We start from the raw sequence: 24,199 nt of genomic DNA, 5'->3' as shown, positions 1-24,199 counted from the left end.
GGCTCAGGCGAGGGCTTGGCGCAGGGCCACCAGCGCGAAGACGAGGAACAATCCACCGCTGAGCTGGAACAGCAGCCGTTCGCTGATCCGCTGGCCGATCCAGCGGCCCGCCCCCACCGCCAGGGCGGTGACCAGGGCGTGGCCCAGCAGGCTGCCCGCCAGCAGGGCGGCGAAGCCGAAGCCGGGGCCTGTGGCCAGAAAGATCGTGGCGAACTGGGTGCGATCCCCCAGTTCGGCGATGAACACCAGCGCAAACGACTCGCGGATCACGCCCCAGGCCGTGGCCGAGGGATGACGGGCTTCGGCCTGCTCCACCAGTTCTTCGGCCTCCTCCGCCTCCTGGGCGGCCGCGTTTGCCCCCAGGCCCTGGGCATCGATCAACAGCTTGAGGCCGAAGCCCCCGAACAGCGCCGCCGCCAGCCAGGGCACCAGGGCAGGCGGCAGCAGGCTGCGCAGGCCGTAGCCGAGGGCCAGGGAGATCACGGTCACCACCGCCAGGGCGGCGAAGGCTCCGCTGAACACCCAGCGGGCCCGGTGGCGGGCCGCCAGCAGCAGGGCCACGAAGAAGGTCTTGTCGCCCAGTTCCGCCAGGGTGATGGCGGTGAAGCTGGAGCCGAAGGCCGCAAGAGCCGGGTCGGAGGTCATCGGCGACGCGCTGGGCCGAGCGTTCAGGATCCCACGCAGCTGGGCAACGGCAGACCGTCGCGGAGCACACGCTGCTGGTGGATCCAGTGGCGTTTCAGCAGCACTCCCGCCAGGGGCGCTCCCAAGGCGAGAGCGCAGCGCAGGGCGCCCTGGGAGCGCAGCAGCTCTCCCCGGGCCGCCTCCTGGGCCTGCAGACCCTGAACGCCACTGATCTCAGGGAACCGGGCCGCCTGGATGCTCTCCAGGACCCCATCGAGGGCGGCCGGATCCGGCCCACCGCCTGACCAGAGCGGGGTCAGCAACCGGGCGGCCACCAGGCTGTCCCGCAGGGCCATGTTCAGCCCCTGGGCACGCACCGGACTCATCGGGTGGGCCGCATCGCCCAGCAGCAGCAGCCCGCGCCGCTGCCACAGGGGACAGCGGCCCACCTCCACGTTCAGCCGCACCGGGCCCACCAGGGCCCCGGCCTGCTGGCGCAGGTGTCGGGCCAGGGGTTCGGGGGCCAGTTGGGCAAAGGCTTCGCACCAGTCCTGGGGCCCTCGCTGGTCCGTGGTCGCGGCCGCCTTGCCCTTGCTCACCACCCAGCCCAGCTGCAGCTCCCCCGGGGTGGTGCCGGCGAACAGGCTGCAGATCTGCCCTTGGGCCACCAGGGTGGTGAACCGGTTCGGTCGCTCGAATTCAGGCGCACTCGGCAGCCGGAACCAGAGCACATCGATCGCTGAGCCCAGGGCGTCGAGGGCCAGGCCGGCCCGTTGGCGCACCAGTGAGCGGCGCCCATCGCTGCCCACCACCAGGGCGGCCTCCAGGCAGCGGCCATCGGCCAGGCGCACGCCGCTGATCCGACCCCCATGCTCGATCAGATCGGCCACGGCCGTGCCCGGCAGCCAGGTGAAGCCCGGCAGCGCACGGGCCTGCTCCACCAGGGCCTCCAGCAGGGGCCCCTGGGCCACCAGGGTGCAGGGGCGGGCCGAACCGAGCGGTTCATCGGCGCTGAACAGCTCCCGGCCTTCGATCTTGAAACTCCAGCCCTCCAGAGTGCGTTGCGGCAACTCCGCCAGCAGCGCCTCCAGCCCCATGGCGGCGAGGGCGCCCAGGCCTGAGGGCATCAACGCTTCTGCCGCGGAACTGACGGCTGAACTCCTTGGCAGCCTCGATCAAGGTGACGGGCACGCCGGCGCGGGCCAGTTGCAGGGCCAGGCTGGCGCCGGCCGGACCCGCCCCCACGATCACCACCGGCGCCGATTGAGGGGAGTTCATGGCTGCAGGCGGCGGGGGGCGCGCAGCAGCAACACCAGGGGGATGGCCGCCAGGAACACCAGCGCCAACAGGTGGAAGACATCGCCGTAGGCCAGCAGGGCCGCCTGGCCGTTGATGCTCGTATCCACCAGCTTCAGGGCGCGCCGGGCGGCCAGCTCCGGATCCACCCCCTGCTGCTGGAGCACCAGCTGCAGCTGCTCCAGGCGTTCCCTCAGCCCGATGTCGAGGGCGCCGGCGGCCTCGGTGAGCCGGGCCCGGTGCTGGGCCTCGTGGTGGCTCAGCTGGGAGGTGAGCAGGGCGATGCCGAAGCTGCCCCCCAGCTGGCGGGTGAGGTTGTAGAAGCCGCTGCCGGCGTTGATCTCCTCGGGGGGCAGATCCCCCAGGGCCGCCAGGCTCAGGGGCAGGAACATCAGCACCGTGCCGATGCCCCGGAAGATCAGCGGCCAGAACAGGGCGTCTTCGCCGGTGCCGGGGTTGATCGAGGCCAGGGCGAACATCACCAGGCTGGTGATGAGGCTGCCGGCGGCGATCGCCTTGCGGGGGTCAATCTGTTGCACCTTCTTGCTCAGCACCAGCATCGTGGCGCCGGAGGCCAGGGCCCCGGGCAGCACCAGCAGACCCGTCTGGATGGCCGTGATGTGCAGCACCGACTGGGCATAGATCGGGATCAGAAAGACGGTGCCGTAGAGCCCCAAGCCGACGATCATCGAAAACAGGCTGCCCACCGCCAGGCTGCGGTGGCGCAGCACCCGCAGGTCCACCGCCGGCCGCTCGCGGCTCAGCTCCCAGGCGATGAACAGCGGCAGGGCGATCACAAAGGTGAGCGTCAGGGCGACGATGCCTGTGTCTTCGAACCAGGCGTATTGCTCCCCTGCTCCAGCACCACCTGGAGCGAAGCCATCACGCCGGTGAGCAGGGCGATGCCGATCCAGTCGACGGAGGCCAGGGCCGGTGGCGGTTTGGGTTCATCTGCCGGCAGGGAGCGCAGGGCCATCAGCACCGCCAGGATGCCGAAGGGCAGGTTGATCAGAAAGATCCAGCGCCAGCCCAGCAGATCGGTGAGGTAACCCCCGAAGGTGGGACCCAGGGCGGGGCCGGTGATGATCCCCAGCCCGAAGATCGCCTGGGCGAACCCCTGGCGGTCCTTCGGAACCGCCTCAAACAAGATGGCCTGGGCCTTGGCCAGCAGGCCGCCCCCCAGCAGCCCCTGGAGAATCCGCGACGCCACCAGCACCGGCAGGTTGGGGGCCAGGCCGCAGAGCACCGAGGCGGCGGTGAAGCCCGCCAGGGAGAACACGAAGTAGCTGCGCCGGCCGAAGCCATCGGCAAGGAAGGCGGTGAGGGGGAGGATCACCACGTTGGCGATCGCGTAGCCGGTCACCACCCAGCCCACCTCCGCCAGGGTGGCCCCCAGGTTGGCCTGAATGCTGGTCAGGGCCACGTTGACGATGCTGGTGTCCAGCACCTCCAGGAACGCCCCGAGTGAGGCGGTGGCGATGATCAGCCAGACCGCTGGCGTCAGCGGGGTTTTCCCGGGAGCGGCGGCCAGGGAGTTGGCCAGGGAGGAGGCCATCTCAGGTGTGCACCTGGGCCGTCACCGAGAGCCCCGGTTTCAGCCGCGCCCGCCAGCGCTCCAGGGCGGCGGGCTCGAGGTCGATGCGCACGGTCACCCGCTGCACCACCTTGGTGAAGTTGCCGGTCGCGTTGTCGGGGGGAGCAGGGCGAAGCGGGCCCCGGAGGCCGGCGAGAGACTGCTCACCTGCCCTTGGAAGCTGACCCCGGGCAGGGCGTCGACATGGACCTCGGCCCGGTTGTGCGCGCGCATCTGCCCCACCTGGGTCTCCTTGAAGTTGGCCTCCACCCACAGGCTGCGCCCCACCAGGCTGAGCAGCCCCTGGCTGGGTTGCACCGACTGGCCCGGTTCCACCTCGCGGGCGCCCACCACCGCATCGGCTGGAGCGACCACGGTGGTGTAGCCCAGCTGCAGCCTGGCGCTGGCCAGGGCTGAACGGGCCTGGAGCACTTCGGAGGCGGCGGCCACCGCCTTGCTGCGATCGACCGAGATCTTCGCCTGATCACTCTGGGCCGTGGCGCGGCTGCCGGCGCTGCGACTCAGGCGCCCCTCGGCCTGCAGAAACTGGCTGCGGGCCAGCTCCAGTTGCTGCTGGGAGGCGGCCCCGGCGGCGTGGAGCCGCTGGAATCGCTCCAGATCGGTGCGCGTGCGCTCCAGTTCGGCCTTCGCCTCCAACTGGGCGCCGTCCGCCTGCTGGCGGCTGGCGTCGGCCTCACTGCGGTCGGCGCCCACGGTGACCCGGGCGGCCTCGGCCTTGGCCAGGGCCGCGGCCAGATCGGCCTCCGCCCGGCCCACGGCGGCCCGCTGGTCGGAGTCGTCGAGGCGCAGCAGAACCTGCCCCTTGCGCACCGGTTGGTTGGCCTCCACGAGCACCTGGGCCACGGTGCCCGGCAGGCGGCTCGACATCCGGTAGAGGTGCGCCTGGATCTGGGCGTCGTCGGTGCTCTCGATGCCCCAATGGCTGATCGCCCAGGCGCCTACCCCGAGCAGGGCCACCACGCCGGCCATCACGCCACCGGTGCGTTTGCTGAGCATCAAAGGCGGTTGAATCCTCCATTCTGGCGGCAAGGATCCTTTCCAAGCGGATCCACTGCCGATCCCGCCGTGCAGCCCTACTGGAGCGTTCCCCTCGCCGACCTGCTGGCCTCACTGCAGGTGGGGCCCCGGGGCCTCAGCCAAGAGCAGGCGGCCGAACGCCTGCGGCGCCATGGCCCCAACAGCCTGGCCGCACCGACGCGCTCCGGGGCCCCCGAGCTGTTGCTGCGCCAGTTCACCAGCCCGATCATCCTGATCCTGGCCGCGGCCGCGCTGCTCTCGTTTCTGCTCGACTCCCCGGTGGACGGGCTGATCATCCTGGTGATCGTGCTGGTCAGTGGCCTGCTGGGGTTCATCCAGGAACATGGCGCCGAGGGGCCGTACGTGAGTTGCTGCGCACCGTCGAACTGCGCACCAATGTCTGGCGCGATGGAGCCGAGCTGATCATCCCGAGCACGGCGGTGGTGCCGGGTGACATCGTGCTGCTCTCGGCCGGAGCCAGCATTCCCGCCGACGCCCGCCTGATCGAGGAGCGCGATCTGAGCGTGGATGAGGCGGCCCTTACCGGCGAGAGCTTTCCGGTGAACAAGCAGGTGGGGGAGTACCCCGCCGCAACCCCCTGAGCGGCCGCCTGAACCTGCTGCACCTGGGCACCCATGTGGTCAGCGGCACCGGCCGGGCGGTGGTGGTGCAGACGGGTCGGGGCACCGCCTTCGGAGCGATCGCGGCGCGGATGCGACTGCGCCGCAGTGAGACGGAGTTCGAGCGCGGTGTGCGTCGCTTCGGCTACCTGCTGTTGGAGGTGACCTTGACCTTGGTGGTCGCCATCTTCGCCTTCAACGTCTACCTGCAGCGCCCGGTGATCGATTCGTTCCTGTTTTCCCTGGCCCTGGGGGTGGGACTGACGCCCCAGCTGCTGCCGGCGGTGATCAGCGTCAACCTGGCGAGTGGCGCCCGGCGCATGGCCAGGCGCCAGGTGATCGTCAAGCGCCTGGCCTCGATCGAGAACTTCGGCAGCATGGATGTGCTCTGCTCCGACAAGACCGGCACCCTCACTGAAGGGGAGGCCCAGGTTCAGTTCGCCTGGGGGGTCGAGGGCACTGACAGCGCCCGCACCCTGTTGCTGGCCTACGCCAACGCCACGTTCCAGAGCGGGTACGTCAACCCGATTGACACGGCGATCAAGGGGCGGGGACCCCTGGATCTGGAGGGCTGGAGCAAGCTCGATGAGGTGCCCTTCGACTTCCTGCGCAAGCGTCAGAGTGTGCTGCTCGCCCACCGCGGCCAGAGCGTGCTGGTGACCAAGGGGGCCCTGAACAGGGTGCTGGAGGTCTGCACCACGGCCGAGCGCAGCGATGGTTCGGTGGTGCCGATCGAGGCGGTGCGCGAGGGCCTGCAGGAGCGCTACCGCAGCCTCAGCGCCGAGGGCTACCGGCAGCTGGGGGTGGCCGTTCGCGAGGACCTCACGGGCGCGGTGGCGACGCGGGAGTCGGAGCGGGGGATGCGCTTCGTGGGCCTGGTGGCCCTGAGCGATCCGCTCAAGCCCGCCATCGCCAGCACCGTGGCTGAGTTGCGGGGGCTGGGGGTGCGGCTGAAGCTGATCACCGGCGACAACGCCCTGATCGCGGCCCGCATCGGCCGGGAGGCCGGACTGCTGGAGCCTGAGGTGATCACCGGCTCCCAGCTGCTCTCGATCAGTGATCAGGCGCTGCCGCTGCGGGCCCAGGCCTGCGACATCTTCGCCGAGGTGGAGCCCAACCAGAAGGAACGGTTGATCGCGGCCCTGCGCCGGGCGGGCCACGTGGTGGGCTACATGGGCGATGGCATCAACGACGCCCCGGCTCTCCATGCCGCCGATGTGGGCCTGTCGGTGCAGGGCGCGGTGGACGTGGCCAAGGAGGCTGCAGACATCGTTTTGCTGGAGCAGGATCTGGCGGTGCTCGCCGATGGCATCCGTGAGGGGCGCACCACCTTCGCCAACACGCTCAAGTACGTGTTCATGGCCACCAGCGCCAACTTCGGCAACATGTTTTCGATGGCCGGCGCCTCGTTGCTGCTGCCGTTTCTGCCGCTGCTGCCCAAGCAGATCCTGCTCACCAACCTGCTCACCGATCTGCCGGAGATGACGATCGCCACCGACCGGGTGGATCGCGACTGGATCGAGCGCCCCCGGCGTTGGAGCATTCCCTTCATCCAGCGCTTCATGCTCACCTTCGGGTTGGTGAGTTCGCTGTTCGACTACCTCACCTTCGCCGTCTTGCTCTGGGTGCTGCGGGGGATCCCGCCCAGTTCCGCACCGGCTGGTTCGTGGAATCGGTGATCTCGGCGGCCTCGATCGTGCTGGTGGTGCGCACCCGGGGCCCGCTTCTGCGCAGCCGCCCCTCCCGTCCCCTCATGCTGGCCACCCTGGTGGTGGTGCTGCTGACGCTGCTGTTGCCCTATTCCCCCCTGGCGGCCCCCTTCGGCTTTGTGCCCCTGCCGGCCAGCTTCCTGGCGCTGCTGGCCCTGATCCTGCTGGCCTATGTGCTGGCCGCTGAGGCGGCGAAGGGCTGGTTCTACCGGCAGACGGTGAACGCGTGAGCCCCACGCTGGTCACCTTTGCCGCCGAGTTTCGTCAACTGGCCGCGGATTTTCTGCTGCCGGCCCGCCATCGCCAGCGCCAGCGCCCGCTGCTGGCCTTCGCCGCCCTGCTGCTGGTGGCGGCCACCCTGGCCCTGGGGCTCTCCGCCCTGGTGATCGGCGCCGCGGCCCAGCTGCTGGATGCCGCCCTCGGCCGGGCCCGCCTTGATCTGGCCTTCCCCTACCTGCGCTCGGCCCTGACCCTCTACGGCAGTGCTCAGATCCGCCTGATCGCCGTGGGGCTGACCCTGGCGGGGTTGATCGGGGCCCTGGTGGCGGCCCGACGGCTGGGGCGGGTGCTGGCGAGGCGCTGGCTGGCCCTGGCCGCTCTGGTGCTGGTGCTGGTGGTGGCCACGGCGGTGGATGTGGCCTTCACCGAGGGCAATGGGGCGGTGATGGAGGCCCTCAACGTGCGCAGCGCCGAGCGTTTCTGGGGAACGGCGGCGGGGTTGAGCGCGATCTATCTGGTCACCCTGCCGGTGCAGTACCTCAACAGCTACGGCCAGCAGCGTTTCGCCCTGGCCTGGCGCGATCGCACCACCACGGTGCTCTCTGACGCCTACCTGGGTGGCCAGAACTACTACCACCTGGAGGCCCGAGCCGCAGGCGTGGGGGATCGACAACCCCGACCAGCGCATCGCCGACGACATCCAACGGGCGGTGTTCAGTTCCACCGATCTGTTCTTCGGTTTCTGCACCTCGTTGCTGTCCCTGGCGGCCTACGTGCTGGTGCTGTTCCAGATCAGTGGACTGTTGGTGCTGACCCTGCTGGTGGCCACCGTGCTGGGCAACGGCGTGATCGTGCAGCTGGTGCGGCGGCTGGCTGCTTTGGGGTTTCGCCAGCAATCTCTCGAGGCCGATTTCCGCTTCGCCCTGATGCACGTGCGCAGCCACGGTGAAAGCATCGCCTTCCTGCGCGGCGAGGCCCGGGAAGCGCGGGGGCTGCGGGGCCGTTTCGCCCGGGTGCTCCTCAACTTTGAACGGGTGATCCGCTGGCGGGTGCTGGTGGAGCAGGGCACGGGGCTCTACGGCTTCCTGATGCAGTTCGTGCCCTATCTGGTGCTCTCGGGCGCCTACTTCAGTGGCCGCGTCAGCCTCGGTCAGCTCACGGTGGGAAGCATCGCCTTCGGCCAGGTGCAGGCGGCATTGTCGTTTCTGATCGTGCGCGCCGATGATTTTTCCAGCCTGTTCGCCAGCCTGCACCGGATCGGCGAACTGCGCGGCGCCATGGTGACCCGCCCCCGCAAACCGGCGGTCTCGATGGCCGCACCAAGGCGCGCCGTCGACTCGCCCGAGCTTGAGCTGCACCAGCTCAGCGTCTCCGATCCGGGGGCGGCCCGCCCCTGATCGAGCGCCTTGATCTGCGCCTGCAGCGCGGGGGCGGCTCCTGATCACCGGCCCCAGTGGCTGCGGCAAGACCAGCCTGCTGCGGGTGCTCTGTGGGCTGGCCCCCGCCGCCGGCGGTTCCTTCAGCGGGCCGTCCCCGTCTGAATGGATGGTGCTGCCCCAGGCGCCCTACATGACCCTGGGCAGCCTGCGGGAGCAGCTCCTCTACGGCCTGCCGCTGGAGGCGCCGCCGTTGCCGGATGACGCCCTGCGGGAGGCAATGGTCGAGGCGGGACTCGGTTCCCTGGCGGAGCGCTATCCGGATCTGGGAGTCGAAGACGATTGGGCGCGGCTGCTCTCCGGCGGCGAGCAGCAACGGCTCGGCTTCGCCCGCCTGCTGCTGGCGGAGCGCCCCTTCGTGCTGCTCGACGAGGCCACCAGCGCCCTGGATCTCGACGCCGAGCGACAGCTCTATGGGCTGCTGGAGCGCCAGGGCGTCGCCGTGATCAGCGTCGGGCATCGCCCCAGCCTGCGGGCCTTCCACCAGTCGCTGCTGCGGCTTGATGGCCGGGGCGGCTGGACGCTTGAGCCGGCCTGAGCGATGGGGGCTCAGCCCCCTTGGGGTTCGTTTGCCGCCAGCTGGAAGCGGTTCTGCTCGCGGCTGTAGCGGAACAGGCCGCAACTGCGGGTCCAGCTGATGAAGGTGTCGAACACCGCTTCCGCCTCCTGGCCGGTGAATTGCTCGTTGAGCCGCTCCAGCACGGTGCCTCCCTCCACCTCGCCCCGGGGGCTGGCCTCCAATGCCGCCTGCAGTTGGCCGCTCCAGTCCGGGCCATGGGTACGAGAGCGAAGTCGATTATCGCTGCCGCCTCGGGGTTGATCTTGAGCGCAACAGCCAACTGATCGAGCAGCGGCGGGGGTACTGCCCGCGGGCGATCGTCTGGCCCTACGGCCGCCACAACGCCACGGCCACTTCGGTGGCCATGGAACTGGGCATGCCCCTGGCGTCGCTCCGGCGGGTGCAGATGACCGCCTACATGGGCGGCGCCCAGCGGCTGGAGCGCGAGCTGGCCGTGCGCCGCCAGGACACCGGCGATACCGCCCGGGCGGTGAAGGCGATGCACGTCGATCTCGACAACTTCGACGCCCCCAACCCCGAGCAGATCGATGGGGTCAGAACGGCTCTGGGATCCGCTGGGGCGAGCTGTTCGGGTCGACGTAATCGCCGCGCTTCTGGCGTTTTGGCAGCGTGATCGACGGGGCCTTGATGGGCTCGTAGGGGATCTGATCGAGCAGGTGGCGGATGATGTTCAGCCGGGCGCACTTCTTGTCGTTGGAATCAACCACGAACCAGGGGGCATGGGCACTGTCGGTGGCGGCGAACATGGCATCGCGGGCGCGGGAGTAGTCGTACCAGCGGCTATACGACTCCAGATCCATCGGCGTGAGCTTCCAGGTCTTGCGGCCGTCGTGGATGCGCCCCTCCAGCCGCCGGGTCTGCTCCTCCTGATCCACCTCCAGCCAGTACTTCAGCAACGTCACGCCTGAATCCACGATCGCCTTTTCCACGCTGGGTGCCATGCGCAGGAACCGCTCCACGGCTTCTTGTGAACAGAAGCCCATCACCCGTTCCACGCCGGCGCGGTTGTACCAACTGCGATCGAAGATCACCACTTCGCCGCCGGCGGGCAGATGGGGTAGGTAGCGCTGCACGAACATCTGGGTCTTCTCCCGGTCGCTGGGGGCCGGCAGGGCCACCACCCGAAAGACGCGGGGGCTGACCCGCTCGGTGATCCGCCGGATCGCGCCCCCTTGCCGGCGCCGTCCCGCCCCTCAAACAGGATGCAGACCTTGGCGCCGGTCTTCACCACCCACTGCTGGAGCTGCACCAGTTCGACCTGGAGCCCTTCGAGTTCCCGCTCGTAGTTCTTGCGGGAGAGCTTCTTCTGTGGAGTCTCGGAAGCGCTGCTCTCCGCCAAGGTTCCTTTGTGCTTGTCGTGTCGGTGGCCCATGGGTGCACACTGGATGAGGGGTGGGTGTAGATCGAGGTTGGGTCTGCTCGTTCAGTCAACGGGGCGGCGCTTGAAGATCAGCGAATAGGAGCGGCCGAAGCCCTGGTCATCGAGGTTGCGCAAGGCGCTGGTCACCAGCTCCCAGCCACGGTCGCCCATCAGGTTGAGCAGCTCGTGGAACTGCGCCGTGGGCAACGGACCGTCGCTGGTGCTGGTGGAGATCGGCTGGCCGTTAATCAGTACGCGCTCCAGCACGGAACCGCGCTCCTTCGGGGCGAATTCGACCAGCAGAAAGCAATACTCCCAGCGCTCACCAGTGGGGGCGCCGATGATGGCCTCGATGCTGAGGGGGTGGTCGATCCCATCCGATGGCAGCCAGGAGCGCAGCGCCTCCAGGGGCACCTCGCAGAGCACCGCCCCATGGGCATCGCGGAGCACGTAGCCATCCACGGTGTGTCCACTGTGGGTCTCGTCCGGTTGGCTGTCTCTGGGCAGCAGTCCGGTGCCCTTGGAGACGGCCAGGGCCGTGTGGAAATCGGACAGCATGGTCACCCTTGGAGCATCCCTACGTCCAGCGTAGGGACGGCGCTTGCGGCTGAACGGCGGACGACTGGTTGGTTCAGCAGCGGCGGGGTTTTGCGTTGCTCAGAGCGCAGGCCTGATGCCGCTACCGCCGTGCTGCAGCAGATGGGTGGCGTTGTTGGCGTGGGGCTGGGACCTCAGCAGGTGGGAAGGCCCATGGACGATCATCGTGCTCCCCGTTTCCAGCTCCAGGCCCGCCTGGGCCAGGTTCCAACGGTGGATCGCCGTGGCCCGGGCCGCCCGGGCCACCTGCAGATCACGCTGGGCGATCAGCACGTCCGTCAGCGGTGCCACGGAGCCCCGGTAGCGCAGCTGGGCATCGCCCACGGCCCGCTCGTTGGCGGCAACGGCCCGCCGGGCCGCTTCGAGCTGCAGGCCGGCGGTCTGCTGGGAGCTGAGCCAGGTCTGCACGGTCTGCACGATCAGCTGTTCGGCCTGCTGGCGCGCCACCGCCTTGCTCTCCGCCAGCAGCTGGGCCAGCTCGGCGCTGGAACGGCTGGCTCCGCCGTCGAACAGGGGCTGGCGCAGGGTGAGCAGGACGCCGTAGTCGTAGAAGGAGCCGGAGGCGGTGCCGTTGCTGGCCACCGGCAGGCTTCCAGCGACCCCTTTCGATCCGACGGCGGCGGAGGCGTTGAGGTTGCCTGTGTTGGCGAACGTCAGCTTGTCGCCGTTGATGCCGCCCCCCAGCACCACCCCGAGGCTGGGAAGCAGGGCGGAGCGGGCCAGCCGGGCCCTGGCCAGGTCCGCCTGGCGTTGTAGCTCGATCGCCTCAAGGGCCGGCCGCTGGCGCAGGGCGGCGGCGAGGCTGGCCGCTTCATCCAGGGGCCAGGCGGCCACGGGGCTCAGGAAATCGCTGGCCACCAGCGTCTGCTGGGCGGGCAGGTTCAGCACCCGCGCCAGGCTGATCGAAGCGATGCGCCGCTGGCCGCGGGCCTCGGCCAATCCAGCTTCATCGGTGGCCACCAGGGCCTCGGCCTGGAAGCTGTCGATGCGGGCCGCCAGGCCCTTGGCCCGGATGGCGTCCACATCCCGGCGCAGCCGGTTGGAGAGCGTCAGGGCCGCCTGCCACGCCGGAATCAGGGCATCGGCGAGTTGGAGATTCAGATACCCGGCGGTGATCTCAAAGCGGCTGCGCCGTTCCTGTTCCGCGTTGACGGCCCGGCTCACCCCCAACTCGGCGCTGGCCACCTGGCGCAGGGGCGTCCGGCTGAAATCGAGCAGGCTGTAATTGAGGGCCAGTCCGACGTTGCCGAAGCTGTTCCGGATCACGGTGTAGCCATTGCGTCCCAGGGAGAAGTTGAGATCGCCGACGGTGGCCAGGTTGGAAATGAAGCCGACGTTGCTCCCCACCTGGGCGTAGCTCCCCAGACCGACCAGGTTCAGGTGGGGCAGGAAGCGGCTGCCGGTGATCGCCAGGGCCGCCTCGGCCTGTCGCACCCCAAGGCTGCTCTGGCGGCGCCCCAGGGATTGGTTCAGCCCCAGCTCCCGGGCCTGGAGCAGGCTGAGGGCCAGGGGCTGGGACGCGCCTGGAGCCTGGTCCGCGCGGGCACTCGAACCGAAGCTCAGCGTCAGGGGAGGATCACCAGCACGCCTGCCCAGCTCCCCAGCCCCAGCACGATCCCCGTCAGGTGTCGTCGCAGCAAGGCTTCTGGAGGAGCGGAACCATCGCTAGGGTAGGTGTCGAGCGCAGGACTGTTTTGAACGCAGCGCCTCCTCCACCCGCAGGTTTCCTGGAGCGGGGGGCAGCCCTGCTGCCGATGCTGCTGGTGAGCGCCGCGACCGTGCACTGGGCCACGGGCCCCACCATTCCCGTGGTGGTCCATGGGGCAGCGGTGTTCCTAGATCCCCACAGCCGGGTGGGGATCTATGCCCGTTCAGCCGGCCAGATCCAACGCCTGGCGCTCGCCGTGGGCGATCCGGTGGAACAAGGCCAACTCGTCGCCACGATCAATCGCATCGATGAGGCCGCTCCCGGCGGCGGTGCCGTGGGGCCCAATCTCGGCGCCCTGCAGGAGCAGCTCAAGGCCATCGATCTCCAGCAGGCAGCCCTGCGGGCCCAGATCGCCGCCATCCGGACCAGCAACCAACCGATCGAGAAGCAGGTTCGTGCCCTCGACGACCTGCGCAGGGAGGAGGTGATCCCCCGCTACAGCCCCCTCTGGATCGGTGCCCAGGATCTCTACCTGCGCAATGCGGCCAGCATCCACTCCCTTGAGGGAGCCCTGGCCCAGCTCGACGCCAACCGGAGCGAGATCAAGTCCCGTCAGTCGGCCCAGGTGGTGCTCTCCCCGTAGCGGCGAGCTGCTTTCGCTGGCGGTCAATCCCGGCCAGAGCGTTGCCCCAGGGCAGCGGATCGGCAGTGTTGGTGAACGGGTGGCCCGGGGCCCGCGCATCGCCGTGGCCCTGTTCACCGAAGCGGACGCGGCGCGGCTGCGACGGGGAGACGAGATCGAACTCGAGCCCCAGCTCCAGACCCGCGCCCAGTACGGCGGCACCGAGCAGCGCTACGGAACCGTGCGGGGCCGGATCGTGTCCCTCTCCCCAGCCCCCCTGGGGTTGGAGGCCCTGGCGGCGGCGGTGGGGGGCGCCGAGGAGGCCAGCAGCCTGATGGTGCGCACGCGCCAGGAGGCCTTCGGGGAGGGGGGATCCCCTGGCGGTGCTGGGAGACAAGGCCACCTCACCGTTGGTGCTGGCCCGGGTGGAGGTGGAAACGGCCCCCACCCCCAGCGGCCTGCGCTGGAGCCGGGGCCAGGGGCCCAACCTGCCGATTGAAGCCGGGGCGCCGGGGTTGGTCTCGGCGACGGTGGAACGGCGCTCCCTGCTCAGCTTCGTCCTGCCGTTCCTGCGCTGGCTGGGGGGCGTCTAAGCCATGGCGAGCATCAACAACACCCGCCGTCAGCTACGGCGCTGGCTGAGCCCCTGGTTGACGCCGGCCCCCTGGCTTGCCCTGCTGCTGCTGGTCGTGGCCGCCCACAGCGTGGCGCCGCGGCTCTGGTTCTGGTGTGCCCTGCTGCTGGTCGTGTTGCTGGTGGGCTGGGTGCAGGCGCTCAGGGGCCCACGGCTGTGACGGCGGCGGCCGGCAGCCTCCCCCTGGGGCGGCAACTCAGGCTTGCGCTCACCATTGGCCTCGCCGCGGCCCTGGCCAACGCCGTGGCCCACGCCTTCGCTCTCGGTTCCCATCCCGTGGCCTACGCCACTCTGATCGCCGCCCTGGTGATCCGACCTGACTTCACGCCCTGGCCTTTGGTTTTCTATCCGGCCCTGACCGCCGTGGCCGCCTTGGGGCTGTTCTTCGGCCTGGGCATCAGCGCCGCTTTCAGTGGCGCGCCTGAGGTGTTCCTGTTCGCCATCGCGGCGGCCGGCAGTCTGGTGATCGGCCTCACCTTCCCGGCCAAGCTCGCCCCGCTCGGGGTGCTGCTGCCGGTGCTGGCGGTGTTGCCCCTGCTCAGCGCGGGCCCCACCCTGGATTCCACGGCCCGTCAGTTGGTGGGGGTGGTTCTGGGTCTGGTGGTGGGTTCCCTGGTGCAGGCCCTGCTGGCCCCGGCTGGAGCCGGGAAGGTTGACGGTGTGATCGCGGAGGTGAAACCGGAAGCACCCCCTGATCTCCCCCTGGCCCAGCGTCTGGGCCGGGGCTTTCGCTCCCCCTGGTTCTGGCGCAAGCTCGTGCTGGCCAGCCTGGCCCTGGCGATCGGCGAGGGAATCGGAGCCGTCACCCCCAAATACCTCTACTTCGGTGTGGTGTTGCTGCTTGACGACAGCGTGGGGGCCACCGCCGCCAGGGTGAAGGACCGATTGATCGGCGTGAGCCTCGGGGTGCTGATGCCGCTGCTGGTGTTCAACAGCTTTGGGATGTCGGAGCTGGCGGTGGGCTTGGTGATGGGGGGCACGGCGTCCCTGGTGAACGCCCTGGGGCTCTCCGGCTACCTGCGCACGGCGCTGATTTCCAGCGGCGTGGCCTTCATCGGCTATGGCCCCCTGGTGGCCTGGTACATCCCCCACCGCTGGATCGACTACAGCCTGGGCTCGGCGCTGGCGCTGCTGGCAGGTCTGCTGATCGCGCCCCAGTGGGCCCTGCGCCGCTACCGGGTGTTGGCCGCCCTGCCCGATCCATCCACGCAGCAGCGCCAGGAGCTGTCGGAGCTCACGGCTGCCGCGTCATCGGAGGCGCGGTTGCTGGGCGAGCGGCTTTAAGTCATTGGCCGATGCCGGGCCTCGATCGTTTTCAGCTGTACCCGGCGTAGATGGCTGATCGGCAGTGAGCAAGAACATCAGAAGCGCCTGTGGCTGGGCTGCAGAGTCGCTGCAATCGCCAGGCTGTTTGATTGGCGCGACGAGGGAAGATGTCACAATCGAAGGTAATTGGTTGAACGCGCAACGAACAAGTGGAATGATGACTCAATGAATTGATGCCACAACGGGATATCTCAGATGGGCTTGCTCAAGCATTCATGGGCCTCAATGCTGTTCGCTTCTTTGATCGCCTTACCCATTCACCCCGCATCGGCCTGTAGCCGCGCAGTTTACTTCGGACAGGAGGGGCAGACCGTCACCGGCAGAAGTATGGACTGGCTAGAAGACATGCAGACGAATCTGTGGATCTTCCCTCGAGGGATGAAACGTGATGGCGGCATGGGAGTTAAGGGTCTTCAGTGGGTCAGTCATTACGGCAGTGTGATCGCATCCGTCTATGAAGCGGGTACGGCCGACGGCATGAACGAAAAGGGGCTGGTCGCTAATTTGCTCTTCCTGGTGGAAAGTGAATATCCAAGCGCCAAGAACGACACCCGTCCCCAGGTTTCCATCGCCGCATGGACGCAATACGTCCTCGACCGCTTCGCAACAGTCGACGAGGCCGTCGCAGCAATGCGCAAGGAGGCTTTCCGCCCGATCAGTGTGATCGCCCCGAATGGAGTCGAGGGCAAGATTCACCTGTCGATTTCAGATCCCTCTGGCGATTCGGCCATTTTTGAGTATATCGGTGGAAAGCTTGTGATCCACCATGGTCGCAAGTATCAAGTGATGACGAATTCTCCCGCTTACGACCAGCAGCTGGCCCTGAATGAATATTGGAAGCAAATCGGCGGCACGGTGATGCTGCCTGGTACGAACCGCGCTGCCGATCGCTTTGCCCGCGCCAGCTTCTACATCAACGCAGCTCAGCAGTCGGCCAATCCGCGCGAGGCGGTCGCCTCCGTCTTCAGCGTGATGCGTAACGTCAGCGTCCCCCGCGGTATCAGTACGCCGGGCCAACCCAACATCTCATCAACCATTTGGCGTACGGTCGCGGACCAAAAGAACAGGGTCTACTTCTTCGAAGACACGGCCAGCCCCAGTCTTGTATGGGTCAAGCTCACTCAGATCGATTTCAAGGCGGTTTCAGGCGTCCGTAAGCTCTCCCTCCACACGAATCCCGGTCTGGGCGGGGACCAGACGGCCAACTTCAAGGAGGCCCAGCCTTTTACGTTCTTGGCTCCGCAGTAAGGCTCTCAAGGAAGTCCTGTGAACTCTGTCTCCCAACATCTTGAACCTGCGGCCCTAGGCATGCAGCCTTGATGAGGGCTTTGAGCTTCTTTCCGGTGTTGATCCTGAGCGCCGCGATGGCTTCAAGCAACCGCGAATTCTCGCCTTCGCTTGCTTGACTGATATTGATGGCACAAGGCGGTGAACAGGAATGTCTCTTGGCAAGGGCTGGAGGCTTTGTACTGATCAGCGGCACGGAGTTGTGCGCCCTGGATACGGCCCCAGGTGTTCGATCGCTTCTGGCGCGCCCGCAGCGACCGCCCCGACGGCGGCGCCATTCAGGGCACCAGCGAGCCCGGGGAGGGCAGCTGCTTCACTGTTCAATTGCCGGCGAGCTTCTAGCCAGCAGAACATCGGCCTCCGCCAGGGCCTTGAGCAGTCTACGGCGCAGTTCTCGGCCGCAGAGCCATTGCTCGCCGGCGCTGGTGGTCAGCATCACCGATACGTCGACCCCCAGGGGCATGATCGCCACCACCCCGCGACACCAGGGGGCCTTCAGTAGTTTGCTGGCCCAGTCGGGATCGGTGGCAAAGCCTGCTGCCGCCGCCGCGATGACCGCCAGGGCCCGGTCAACGTCGTCCAGTGGTTGGGCCAGGACCAGGCGCACATCCACGCCAGAGCGGAACTTGGTGTGGTTGACCACCCTGACCACATCCAGGCTGGCGTTCTGGATCACGACCACCCGTTCATCCATGGTGCGCAGCAAGGTGCTCAGAACACCCACATCCACCACGGTTCCCCCCAGCCCAGCGATCTCCACGAAGTCGCCGATGGCATAGCGGTCTTCGATCAGCACCAGCAGACCTGCGACGAAATCCCGCAGCAGGTTCTGGAACACGAAGGCCAGACCACCCAGCAGGGCCCCTCCGGTCACCAGCGCGGAGGCGGAGGCGTCCTGCACTCCGGGGATGCCGATCAGGATCAGCACCGCCACCAGGGTGATGCAACCCAGGTCGATCAGTCGATGGGACACCAGCAGCAGGCTGCGGTAGCGCTGCTCCCGCCGGGCGCGCTGATCGAGTGGTACCCGCAGGCTGGCGGACCAGTGGTGCAGGAGAAAGTCGGCGAGCAGCCGCAGCAGCACCGCCAGCAGACCCACCAGCAACACTTTGACCAAGGCGCTTAACGGCTGAAGAAGCAGCGCCAGTCCCAGGGGGATCTGTCCCGGCACCACCATCACCGCCAGGCCCACCATCACAGTGACCAGGGCAAGCACGATCAGGAACATCAAGCTGTTGGCGCCCTTGCTCAGCTGCAGGGCCAGCCTCTGCCGCAGGTTGAGACTGGTGCTCTCGATCAGCTGCCAACGGGAGAAGAGCCGGCGGCTTTGGGAGAGAAGCCACAGGGTCAGGGCCAGAACCGCCCCCAGCAACAACTCGGCGATCACGGTGATCCCCAGTCGCTGTTGCAGGGCGTCGGCCTGCAGCATGCGGCGCGCGTGGCGCAGTCGCCGTTCCAGCAGACCTCTCCAGCGCCGGGCAAGGGCATCGGAGCTCATGCCGTTGAAGCGAGAATCAGCCGCGGTGACCGTCAGCAGCGGCAGGGGTTCGGCGTGATTCGGCAACCGAGCCTCGAGCACGTTGAGTCCGTCGGCGTCGCGAACGACCTCGATCTTCAGGTCGTCCGGGTGGCCGCCAAGGCCCCAGCCAGCCCCCTGCAGGCCCGGTCGGAGCCTTTCAGCACCAGGCGTTCGAGCAGCTCTTCGCTCAGAGCCTGGGCGCTGCCGCACAGCACCTGGGGGAAGTAGAGGAGGGAGAGATTTCCCTCAATCACCGACGCCCGGCGGAGGGCGTTGGGGCCGGCCCTGCCGGACGTGACCACCGGCGAGGCGACGCTGATGGCGGGGATGCCGAGGATGTGCACGTTGGCCACCTCGTAGCTGCCGGCCGAAGCCGCCGGGGATGGTGCCGATGGAGTGCCATCGCCCGCGGCGAGCAGCGGAGCGGCATGGCTCAGCGGTTGAAGCAGGACCATCACCAGGGCGAGAGCCCCCAGAACCCCGTAGATCCAGCGGCTGAGCCTGGTGCTCATGGAGCGGAGGTGAAGACGCAACTGCCGCTGGAAGTATCGAGCTCATTGCTGACCTGTTTGCTGATCGCCAGGGTCTTGCGGTTGAGGCGGAACTCCACTTCATAGCTGATATCGCGGCTCACCAACTTAGGGTAGATGAACACAATCTGACTGGGGGTATAAAGCGCACTCAGGGTGAATTTTTCTTTGGAGGAGTTGATGAACTCCACGCTTTTCTTGGCTTCCTGGCTCATCATGAACCAGTTCACAGTGTTGCCGGGGTTCGTGGCGGTGGGCTCGTTGAAGCTGCACTTCAACCACGGGGATCCAGCCTGGGACGGTCCCACCAGCAGGGTGGAGAGAGCGGCCAGCACCAGGGCCCTTGCGCGGGTGGGGATCGTCAATGAGGGAGCGGCCTCCAGGCTGGCTCAGGTTAGCTGGAGCGCTCCCATCACTTCTGGACGATGAATGAAGAGGTGGTGGCGATGCGTTTCTCCGAAGCTGCCCTGGCTACCGGCGGGAAGCTGCTTCCAGTGCGGGGCGCGCAGGACTGATGGGCGCTGGCAGCACTTGGTGTTCACCACCAGCCCATCGGCCAGGGCCTTGTCTCCTGCAGCCCCTGAGGTCGAAACGTCGCTGTTTGGTGACCCCTTTTACCTTTGCTAAGGTGGCTCAACAATTTTGAGAATCCAGTGCCTTCAAGAGATTTTCGATCATCTTTAGCGTCCGCGATGGGCGCAACCGGCGGCATCCTGGCGCTGCTGGCGATCGCGCCGAACGCCACAGCCCAGCAGGTTCCGCAGGCCCCGCAGGGCGAAGCTGCGCCAGCCGCTGCAGTAACGGCTCCCGCTCCGGCTTCCACCTGGGCCGGCTCAGTGGAGCTCTACGGCTTTGCCCCCCTGCGCACCACGGGCAGCACCACGGTGAAAGGCATCACCGCCGACCTGGATCTCAGCCTTGATCAGGTGTTGCGCCCCCTGACCGGGATCGCCGCCATCCGCGGCAGCGTCGAGTACAACCGCCTCGGGTTCCTCACCGACCTGAGCTATGTGTCTTTAAAGGGCGCAGAGGGGAGAACAATCCCTGGCCGGGAGTTTGAAAAGGCCTTTGCAGGCAGGGAGTTCACGCGCGGCGGCGTCACCGTCGGCGTCAGTGGGCCCAGCCTCAAGGCCAGCTCGAGCGAAAGCAGCGTGGCCGCCAGCGTGGGGAACATTCAGGGCATCTACGACTTCGCCCTGCGTTACCGCTTCGGAGATCGAGAAACGGCGACCGCCAAGGCCGGCAGTTTCGCGATCATTCCCTACGCGGGCGTTCGGCTCGTCGACATGCGATTCAACCTCGGCTTCGAGCGCGAGACACCGACCCGGACCCTCAGCGTGCAGGGGCCTTCCGTGACGGCCACGGTGCAGGGACCGAACCAGAGTGTCTCGGCGACAAGGCCTGGCGGCACGGCTACCTTCGAGCGGCCATCGCGAACGATCGTGCGCACCGGTGAGTTCGGCGGCACCGTGGTCCAACCCCTGATCGGCACCCAGGCGATGGTGTTTCTCTCACCCCGCCTGAGGCTCTTCGCCCGCGGCGACATCGGCGGCTTCGGTGTGAACAATGCCGATGACTACTCCTGGAACACCCAGGTGGGCGTGGGCTATGCGATCGGGAACTCCACCCAGCTGAATCTTTCCTGGCGCTACATGCACCTGGGCGGCACCAATGGGGCCACCCCTGAAAATGCCTACAACATCGATCAGAACGGTATCGAAGCCGGGGTCAAGTTCTTCTTCTGATCTCCCGGGCTCCAATCCCTGCGGGATTTGGCTCGTGGACTGTCCTGCCGCGACACAACGCGCGCTCCAGCTATCCGCCGTCCTCCAGGCTTGGAGCGCCTTTTGATCTGGTGCCACGGTGTGACGTCCCCCAAGCGTAACAATGGGCACCTGGCCGGTACCGTGAACGAAACTTGCGCTAAATTTGCAAAAAAACACCGCCAGCACAACGAAATTGAGGCCACTGCCCCAGTCATGTTGCGAGGCTGAATCGATCGCAACGTGCAAACTGAGTGCATGTTGAGTTTCAGAACTCGCGGCAGCAGCAGCAGCCAATCACCATCACTGATCAGAGAGAGCAATCAATGGCGATCGATAACAGCTCCGCTTCTGGTTCGAGGAATCCCTACGGTGGCGGGCCAAGTACGGGGATAACGCTGCCGCCGTACTACCGGCCCACACCCTCTGTGGCGAACGCCAACACCTTCTTCCCTGGCGTGGAAGAGCTTGGCAGCGACGAGATGCGCATCACGTTTGTGGGCAGCGCGCCGGTGCCACCCACACACAGGCAGGCGGGCACGTCGATCATGGTCGAGCTGGGCAACGGCAAGCGCTTCTTCTTCGATCTCGGCCCTGGTTGCCTGCGCAACATCGTCGCCATGCAGGTGCCACTCCAGCTGGTGAACGACATTTTCATCACCCACCTGCACGTCGATCACTACGGCGAGCTTCCCTACATCTACGCTTTTTCCCCCTGGATGGGGCGCTGGAAGCCGCTCCGCGTGACCGGCCCCTCCGGCCGCACACCCAAGGATGGCCTCAAAGCCATGATCGAGGGGATGAAGGCGATGACCCACTGGCACACCGACAGCTTCAACCTCTTTCCAATCGGGGATGGTTACGAAGTCGATGTCAACGAGTTTGACTATCGCGATGATAACGGCATCTGCTATGAAGAAGACGGCGTGGTGATCCGGCACTGGCGTCGTGTCCACGGCAAGGACGGAGCCTCGGCCTATCGCCTCGACTGGAATGGCCTTTCTTTCGTTTTCACAGGTGATGGCCGTCCAGATGAAAATACAGTGAAATACTCCCAGGGTGTTGACGTCTTCGTGTCTGAGCTGCAACCCGACACCATGAACATCCAGGCCCTTAAGTTCGGCATTCCACCACTCATGGGCCTTGTCCCCATTGATGTGGCGCATACGGTTCACTACGCAGCGGGCTACCTGTTCAAGCAGGTGCAGCCGCGCCTGGCGATGGCCACACACCTCAGCTACGACGAGGAATTGATCCCTGAAATTCTGGCGGGCGTGCGCACACATTGGGACGGCCTCTTCCAGTTCGGTGCACCGGATGGCGTCGTCGTCAACGTCACCAAGAAGGCCATCTGGACTCGCAAGGCGGCGTTGCCCGAGTCGGCAAACTTCTCTCGTCCATCGGCCAAGGAGGCGATGGAACTATTCGACATCAGCCTGAACAAGACCACCGTCGATTTTCCGAATCCAAGGCGCAGATTGTCGGATATCGAAGATCCAGAGACGCGGCTGGCACTGGAGATCGATCCGAAGAAGTATTATCCTCCGGATGTCTACCGTGAGCCCAATCCGAACTGGCCCAAGGATTTCAAGATTGACATCAAGAGCATTGTGAAAGATAAAATCGTCAAGAAGATCCAGTCAATCTTTTGGGGTGACGAGTAGCCGTCAAACACATTGAATGTAAGTCACAGCTGTACGGAGAAATTACTTCTGAAATGTGCTTCCACTGGGATGGCCTGTTCGTGATCGGCGTTCCAGATGTGAAGGCGGTTAATGTAGGCAATCAAGCCGCAGGGAATCTGGGCTCTGCCTTGCCTTGGTGCTCCAGCCAAGAACACACGGCAGCAGATGCTTGCGGGGTCTGCCGAACCCGGCGGGCAACCGCTACCCAAGGTCACCACTGCCCCCAAGCCCAGGCTCATTCGAGAGGCGCAGCAAAATGAGATCTACCGTTTGATCGAGATCGATCCCGGCAAGTACACGCCGGCATTTGCTAAGAATGATCTGGCCCATAGTTGGCCGGAGGTTAAGATCAACGTTGAGGTGTTGATGAAACAAACCACTGGTGGTCCATGTGATGCTTGATCATCTAACAGCCATTCCGCTGACGATCCTCACCGGGTTTCTCGGATCCGGTAAGACGACCCTATTGAATCGCATCCTCAACGGCAATCACGGGCTGCGCGTTGCCGTTCTCGTGAATGACTTTGGATCCATCAATATCGATGCCGAGCTCGTCGTTGGTGTGGAAAGTGATGTCATCAGCTTGGCCAACGGTTGCATCTGTTGCACGATCCGTGATGACCTGGCCCAGACGGTAATCGAGACGATCAACCGACCTGAGCGGCCCAACTACCTGCTTTTGGAAGCCAGTGGTGTCGCCGATCCCTCTGGCATCATGCTGACCTTTACGGCGGAATTTATCCGCGACCAAGTACGGTTGGACAGCATCATGTGCGTGGTTGATGCCGAGCAGGTGTTTGCAGTTCCCGAAATGATGGAACTCAAGATTCGTCAGATTGCCTTTGCCGATCTCGTGATCTTGAACAAGGTCGACCTTGTGGAGCAATCACATATTGACCGGATCACGGAATGGCTTGATGAACGCTTCCGCCGCTATCGCCTCATCGAATCATGCCAGGGAAATGTTCCACTTGAGGTGCTAATGGGTGCTGGGCGATTTGATCCAGTTCAGCTGGAATCCAAGTTGCATTCCTTGGAGCAACCTGACTGCACCCATGGGCACTGCGAGCATGACCCTACCGATCACTTGCAGGCCTTCACCACCTGGAGCTACGAAACGGATCAGCCGCTTGTTCTGGAGTCTCTTCGTGAGGCACTACGGCAATTGCCGGCGACCGTCTACCGGGCCAAGGGGTGGCCTACGTTGCCGAAGCACTGGATCAGCCTGCTGTGCTCCAGGTGGTCGGCAAGCGCGTGGAGATTTCCTTTCAGAATGAGTGGGGCCAGCGAAGGCCGCACACGCGCGTCGTTGTGATTGGATCCGTCAACGGCATCGAACCGACATCGCTACGTCAGTTGTTCGACATGGCCGTCGTGCTGGATTCCTCTAACACCTGAGTGGGCCCACTTCCTTCGGGTCATGAGGCCCACTTACGGGTGTGGTTCAGGGAAGTAAGAACCTTGGAAGCCTCAAGGGTTGACTTCGTGCCATCGACTTGAATCCAATGAGTGACAGAAACGATGACACCCATTCCTTCACATGCTCCAGCTGGCTGCTGAAATGCCGGTCTCGAGTGTGAAGTTTCCTGATCTGTTGGCAATACAGATTCACAAAGCAGCTGAGTCCGAGTCGGCTGCCTGTTCAGCCGCTAGGCTTGCAACAGACGTTGTGGCATCGATGAAGAATTTTATTTTTATGGGTGGGATTACCCTCAGCTGCATTCTGTTCTTTCCTTTTGGCGCTGAAGCTCGACCCATTCGAGGAGGCGTTGGAGGCCCAGCATCAGGCGTCGGTGTACGTCCGGGCCTGGGTGCAGGTGCGGCTGGCCCCGGTCTGGCGTCTCCTGCCGTAAGGGGTGCCGCTGTAGGTGCTCCTGCAGCAGGAGGAGTGGGTGGTCCAGCCTCTGGGGTTGGAGTCGCCCCTGGCGTTGGAGCCGGTGCTGCAGGCGCAGGCGTTGCCCCTGTTCCCGGGGTGGGAGCCGGTGGAGTGGGAGGCCCAGCCTCAGGCGTTGCTGTTGCGCCCCGAGCGGGAGCCTGGCGTGCGGGGGTGGGCGTTGATTGCTCTCCGCTGCCGCCAACCCTCAGGCAAGACCGGATTCAAGAATTCACCGAAAGAAATGCCTGAACGGTAAG

General features: G+C 66.1%; 30 protein-coding genes and 2 pseudogenes. 19 read left to right on the top strand and 13 right to left on the bottom strand.

What is annotated here, in order from left to right; translation table 11 throughout:
- Positions 1-3: 3 nt before the first annotated feature.
- The 6 genes from AAF143_RS14495 to AAF143_RS14470 form a co-directional block, all read right to left on the bottom strand.
- Positions 4-645: a TMEM165/GDT1 family protein gene (locus AAF143_RS14495; RefSeq protein WP_255006636.1), complete on the bottom strand. Its 642-nt coding sequence runs from the start codon at positions 643-645 to the stop codon at positions 4-6.
- Between the two features lie 23 nt (positions 646-668).
- On the bottom strand, positions 669-1,721 hold the full coding sequence (locus AAF143_RS14490; RefSeq protein ID WP_414027509.1) for an FAD-dependent monooxygenase: 1,053 nt from the start codon (positions 1,719-1,721) through the stop codon (positions 669-671).
- On the bottom strand, positions 1,627-1,836 hold the full coding sequence (locus AAF143_RS14485) for a hypothetical protein (RefSeq protein ID WP_414027508.1): 210 nt from the start codon (positions 1,834-1,836) through the stop codon (positions 1,627-1,629). Before AAF143_RS14485 ends, AAF143_RS14490 begins: the two co-directional genes overlap by 95 nt.
- Positions 1,837-1,898: 62 nt before the next feature.
- Positions 1,899-2,717 (bottom strand): MFS transporter, encoded by an 819-nt coding sequence (locus tag AAF143_RS14480; RefSeq protein WP_414027261.1) that lies wholly within the window; start codon positions 2,715-2,717, stop codon positions 1,899-1,901.
- 11 nt (positions 2,718-2,728) lie between these two features.
- Entirely contained in the window at positions 2,729-3,475 is a 747-nt protein-coding gene (locus AAF143_RS14475; protein ID WP_414027260.1) for an MFS transporter, read from the bottom strand.
- Positions 3,476-3,568: 93 nt separating this feature from the next.
- Positions 3,569-4,510 carry an HlyD family secretion protein gene (locus AAF143_RS14470; RefSeq protein ID WP_414027259.1) on the bottom strand — a complete coding sequence of 314 codons (942 nt, stop codon included), beginning with the start codon at positions 4,508-4,510 and terminating at the stop codon, positions 3,569-3,571.
- A gap of 69 nt (positions 4,511-4,579) precedes the next feature.
- On the opposite strand from AAF143_RS14470, the gene AAF143_RS14465 reads away from it, so the two are divergent.
- The 7 genes and pseudogenes from AAF143_RS14465 to AAF143_RS14435 all read left to right on the top strand — a co-directional run bounded on the left by AAF143_RS14465 (position 4,580) and on the right by AAF143_RS14435 (position 9,053).
- Positions 4,580-4,954 (top strand): cation-transporting P-type ATPase, encoded by a 375-nt coding sequence (locus AAF143_RS14465; RefSeq protein ID WP_414027258.1) that lies wholly within the window; start codon positions 4,580-4,582, stop codon positions 4,952-4,954.
- A complete protein-coding gene (locus AAF143_RS14460) occupies positions 4,900-5,133 on the top strand; it encodes a hypothetical protein (protein WP_414027257.1) in 234 nt (77 codons plus the stop codon). The genes AAF143_RS14465 and AAF143_RS14460 overlap by 55 nt, the downstream gene beginning before the upstream one ends.
- 35 nt (positions 5,134-5,168) lie before the next feature.
- Positions 5,169-6,830 (top strand): HAD-IC family P-type ATPase, encoded by a 1,662-nt coding sequence (locus AAF143_RS14455; RefSeq protein WP_414027256.1) that lies wholly within the window; start codon positions 5,169-5,171, stop codon positions 6,828-6,830.
- The gene (locus AAF143_RS14450) at positions 6,818-7,090 is read left to right on the top strand and encodes a cation transporting ATPase C-terminal domain-containing protein (protein WP_414027255.1); all 273 of its coding nucleotides are present in this window, start codon (positions 6,818-6,820) and stop codon (positions 7,088-7,090) included. Before AAF143_RS14455 ends, AAF143_RS14450 begins: the two co-directional genes overlap by 13 nt.
- Positions 7,087-7,710: pseudogene (locus AAF143_RS14445) on the top strand (hypothetical protein); the annotation flags it as partial. The gene AAF143_RS14450 and the pseudogene AAF143_RS14445, both read left to right, overlap by 4 nt.
- Positions 7,697-8,476, top strand: a complete 780-nt coding sequence (locus AAF143_RS14440) for an SbmA/BacA-like family transporter (RefSeq protein WP_414027254.1) — start codon at positions 7,697-7,699, stop codon at positions 8,474-8,476. The pseudogene AAF143_RS14445 and the gene AAF143_RS14440, both read left to right, overlap by 14 nt.
- A 40-nt stretch (positions 8,477-8,516) precedes the next feature.
- The gene (locus AAF143_RS14435) at positions 8,517-9,053 is read left to right on the top strand and encodes an ATP-binding cassette domain-containing protein (protein ID WP_414027507.1); all 537 of its coding nucleotides are present in this window, start codon (positions 8,517-8,519) and stop codon (positions 9,051-9,053) included.
- An 11-nt stretch (positions 9,054-9,064) separates the two neighbouring features.
- Here AAF143_RS14435 and AAF143_RS14430 read toward each other — a convergent pair whose 3' ends face one another.
- Positions 9,065-9,256 carry a hypothetical protein gene (locus tag AAF143_RS14430; RefSeq protein WP_255006588.1) on the bottom strand — a complete coding sequence of 64 codons (192 nt, stop codon included), beginning with the start codon at positions 9,254-9,256 and terminating at the stop codon, positions 9,065-9,067.
- On the opposite strand from AAF143_RS14430, the gene AAF143_RS14425 reads away from it, so the two are divergent.
- Complete coding sequence (locus AAF143_RS14425) at positions 9,256-9,708, top strand: polysaccharide deacetylase family protein (protein ID WP_255006585.1); 453 nt, start codon at positions 9,256-9,258, stop codon at positions 9,706-9,708. The two genes, AAF143_RS14430 and AAF143_RS14425, sit on opposite strands and share 1 nt — an antisense overlap.
- Here the strand turns inward: AAF143_RS14425 and ppk2 are convergent.
- The 3 genes and pseudogenes from ppk2 to AAF143_RS14410 form a co-directional block, all read right to left on the bottom strand.
- Positions 9,629-10,467 (bottom strand): annotated as a pseudogene (gene ppk2 / locus AAF143_RS14420) (polyphosphate kinase 2). The gene AAF143_RS14425 and the pseudogene ppk2 sit on opposite strands and share 80 nt — an antisense overlap.
- A gap of 51 nt (positions 10,468-10,518) precedes the next feature.
- The gene (locus AAF143_RS14415; protein ID WP_414027253.1) at positions 10,519-11,013 is read right to left on the bottom strand and encodes a hypothetical protein; all 495 of its coding nucleotides are present in this window, start codon (positions 11,011-11,013) and stop codon (positions 10,519-10,521) included.
- Positions 11,014-11,112: 99 nt separating this feature from the next.
- Positions 11,113-12,615 carry a TolC family protein gene (locus AAF143_RS14410; protein ID WP_414027506.1) on the bottom strand — a complete coding sequence of 501 codons (1,503 nt, stop codon included), beginning with the start codon at positions 12,613-12,615 and terminating at the stop codon, positions 11,113-11,115.
- A 200-nt stretch (positions 12,616-12,815) separates the two neighbouring features.
- Between AAF143_RS14410 and AAF143_RS14405 the strand changes: the two genes are divergently transcribed.
- From AAF143_RS14405 to AAF143_RS14385, 5 genes are all read left to right on the top strand, one after another.
- Positions 12,816-13,343 carry a hypothetical protein gene (locus AAF143_RS14405; protein WP_414027252.1) on the top strand — a complete coding sequence of 176 codons (528 nt, stop codon included), beginning with the start codon at positions 12,816-12,818 and terminating at the stop codon, positions 13,341-13,343.
- A 79-nt stretch (positions 13,344-13,422) separates the two neighbouring features.
- Complete coding sequence (locus AAF143_RS14400) at positions 13,423-13,821, top strand: hypothetical protein (RefSeq protein ID WP_414027251.1); 399 nt, start codon at positions 13,423-13,425, stop codon at positions 13,819-13,821.
- Between the two features lie 97 nt (positions 13,822-13,918).
- Entirely contained in the window at positions 13,919-14,116 is a 198-nt protein-coding gene (locus AAF143_RS14395) for a hypothetical protein (protein ID WP_255006570.1), read from the top strand.
- Positions 14,113-15,240: an FUSC family protein gene (locus AAF143_RS14390; RefSeq protein ID WP_255006568.1), complete on the top strand. Its 1,128-nt coding sequence runs from the start codon at positions 14,113-14,115 to the stop codon at positions 15,238-15,240. Before AAF143_RS14395 ends, AAF143_RS14390 begins: the two co-directional genes overlap by 4 nt.
- Positions 15,241-15,477: 237 nt before the next feature.
- Positions 15,478-16,530, top strand: coding sequence for a linear amide C-N hydrolase (locus tag AAF143_RS14385; RefSeq protein WP_255006567.1), 1,053 nt, complete (start codon positions 15,478-15,480; stop codon positions 16,528-16,530).
- A gap of 352 nt (positions 16,531-16,882) precedes the next feature.
- Here the strand turns inward: AAF143_RS14385 and AAF143_RS14380 are convergent, their stop codons facing one another.
- The 3 genes from AAF143_RS14380 to AAF143_RS14370 are packed head-to-tail and all read right to left on the bottom strand — an operon-like array spanning position 16,883 to position 18,953.
- The gene (locus AAF143_RS14380; protein WP_414027250.1) at positions 16,883-18,148 is read right to left on the bottom strand and encodes a mechanosensitive ion channel family protein; all 1,266 of its coding nucleotides are present in this window, start codon (positions 18,146-18,148) and stop codon (positions 16,883-16,885) included.
- A 35-nt stretch (positions 18,149-18,183) separates the two neighbouring features.
- Entirely contained in the window at positions 18,184-18,600 is a 417-nt protein-coding gene (locus tag AAF143_RS14375; protein ID WP_414027249.1) for a hypothetical protein, read from the bottom strand.
- Positions 18,597-18,953: a hypothetical protein gene (locus AAF143_RS14370; protein WP_255006563.1), complete on the bottom strand. Its 357-nt coding sequence runs from the start codon at positions 18,951-18,953 to the stop codon at positions 18,597-18,599. The genes AAF143_RS14375 and AAF143_RS14370 overlap by 4 nt, the downstream gene beginning before the upstream one ends.
- A gap of 357 nt (positions 18,954-19,310) precedes the next feature.
- Between AAF143_RS14370 and AAF143_RS14365 the strand changes: the two genes are divergently transcribed.
- The 6 genes from AAF143_RS14365 to AAF143_RS14340 all read left to right on the top strand — a co-directional run bounded on the left by AAF143_RS14365 (position 19,311) and on the right by AAF143_RS14340 (position 24,198).
- A complete protein-coding gene (locus tag AAF143_RS14365) occupies positions 19,311-20,363 on the top strand; it encodes a hypothetical protein (protein WP_255006562.1) in 1,053 nt (350 codons plus the stop codon).
- A 272-nt stretch (positions 20,364-20,635) separates the two neighbouring features.
- Positions 20,636-22,045, top strand: coding sequence for a guanitoxin biosynthesis MBL fold metallo-hydrolase GntH (gene gntH / locus AAF143_RS14360; protein ID WP_255006559.1), 1,410 nt, complete (start codon positions 20,636-20,638; stop codon positions 22,043-22,045).
- A gap of 186 nt (positions 22,046-22,231) precedes the next feature.
- Positions 22,232-22,468 (top strand): hypothetical protein, encoded by a 237-nt coding sequence (locus tag AAF143_RS14355; RefSeq protein WP_255006551.1) that lies wholly within the window; start codon positions 22,232-22,234, stop codon positions 22,466-22,468.
- On the top strand, positions 22,449-23,381 hold the full coding sequence (locus tag AAF143_RS14350) for a CobW family GTP-binding protein (protein ID WP_414027248.1): 933 nt from the start codon (positions 22,449-22,451) through the stop codon (positions 23,379-23,381). Before AAF143_RS14355 ends, AAF143_RS14350 begins: the two co-directional genes overlap by 20 nt.
- Positions 23,306-23,464: a hypothetical protein gene (locus AAF143_RS14345; protein WP_414027247.1), complete on the top strand. Its 159-nt coding sequence runs from the start codon at positions 23,306-23,308 to the stop codon at positions 23,462-23,464. Before AAF143_RS14350 ends, AAF143_RS14345 begins: the two co-directional genes overlap by 76 nt.
- Positions 23,465-23,934: 470 nt before the next feature.
- The gene (locus AAF143_RS14340; RefSeq protein ID WP_414027246.1) at positions 23,935-24,198 is read left to right on the top strand and encodes a hypothetical protein; all 264 of its coding nucleotides are present in this window, start codon (positions 23,935-23,937) and stop codon (positions 24,196-24,198) included.
- Position 24,199: the final 1 nt, after the last annotated feature.

It is taken from the genome of Cyanobium sp. ATX-6F1, assembly GCF_047395825.1.
In the GTDB taxonomy this organism is placed as follows: domain Bacteria; phylum Cyanobacteriota; class Cyanobacteriia; order PCC-6307; family Cyanobiaceae; genus ATX-6F1.
Note: the sequence above shows the minus strand (reverse complement) of the source record. Positions and strands in the feature narration are given on the sequence as shown.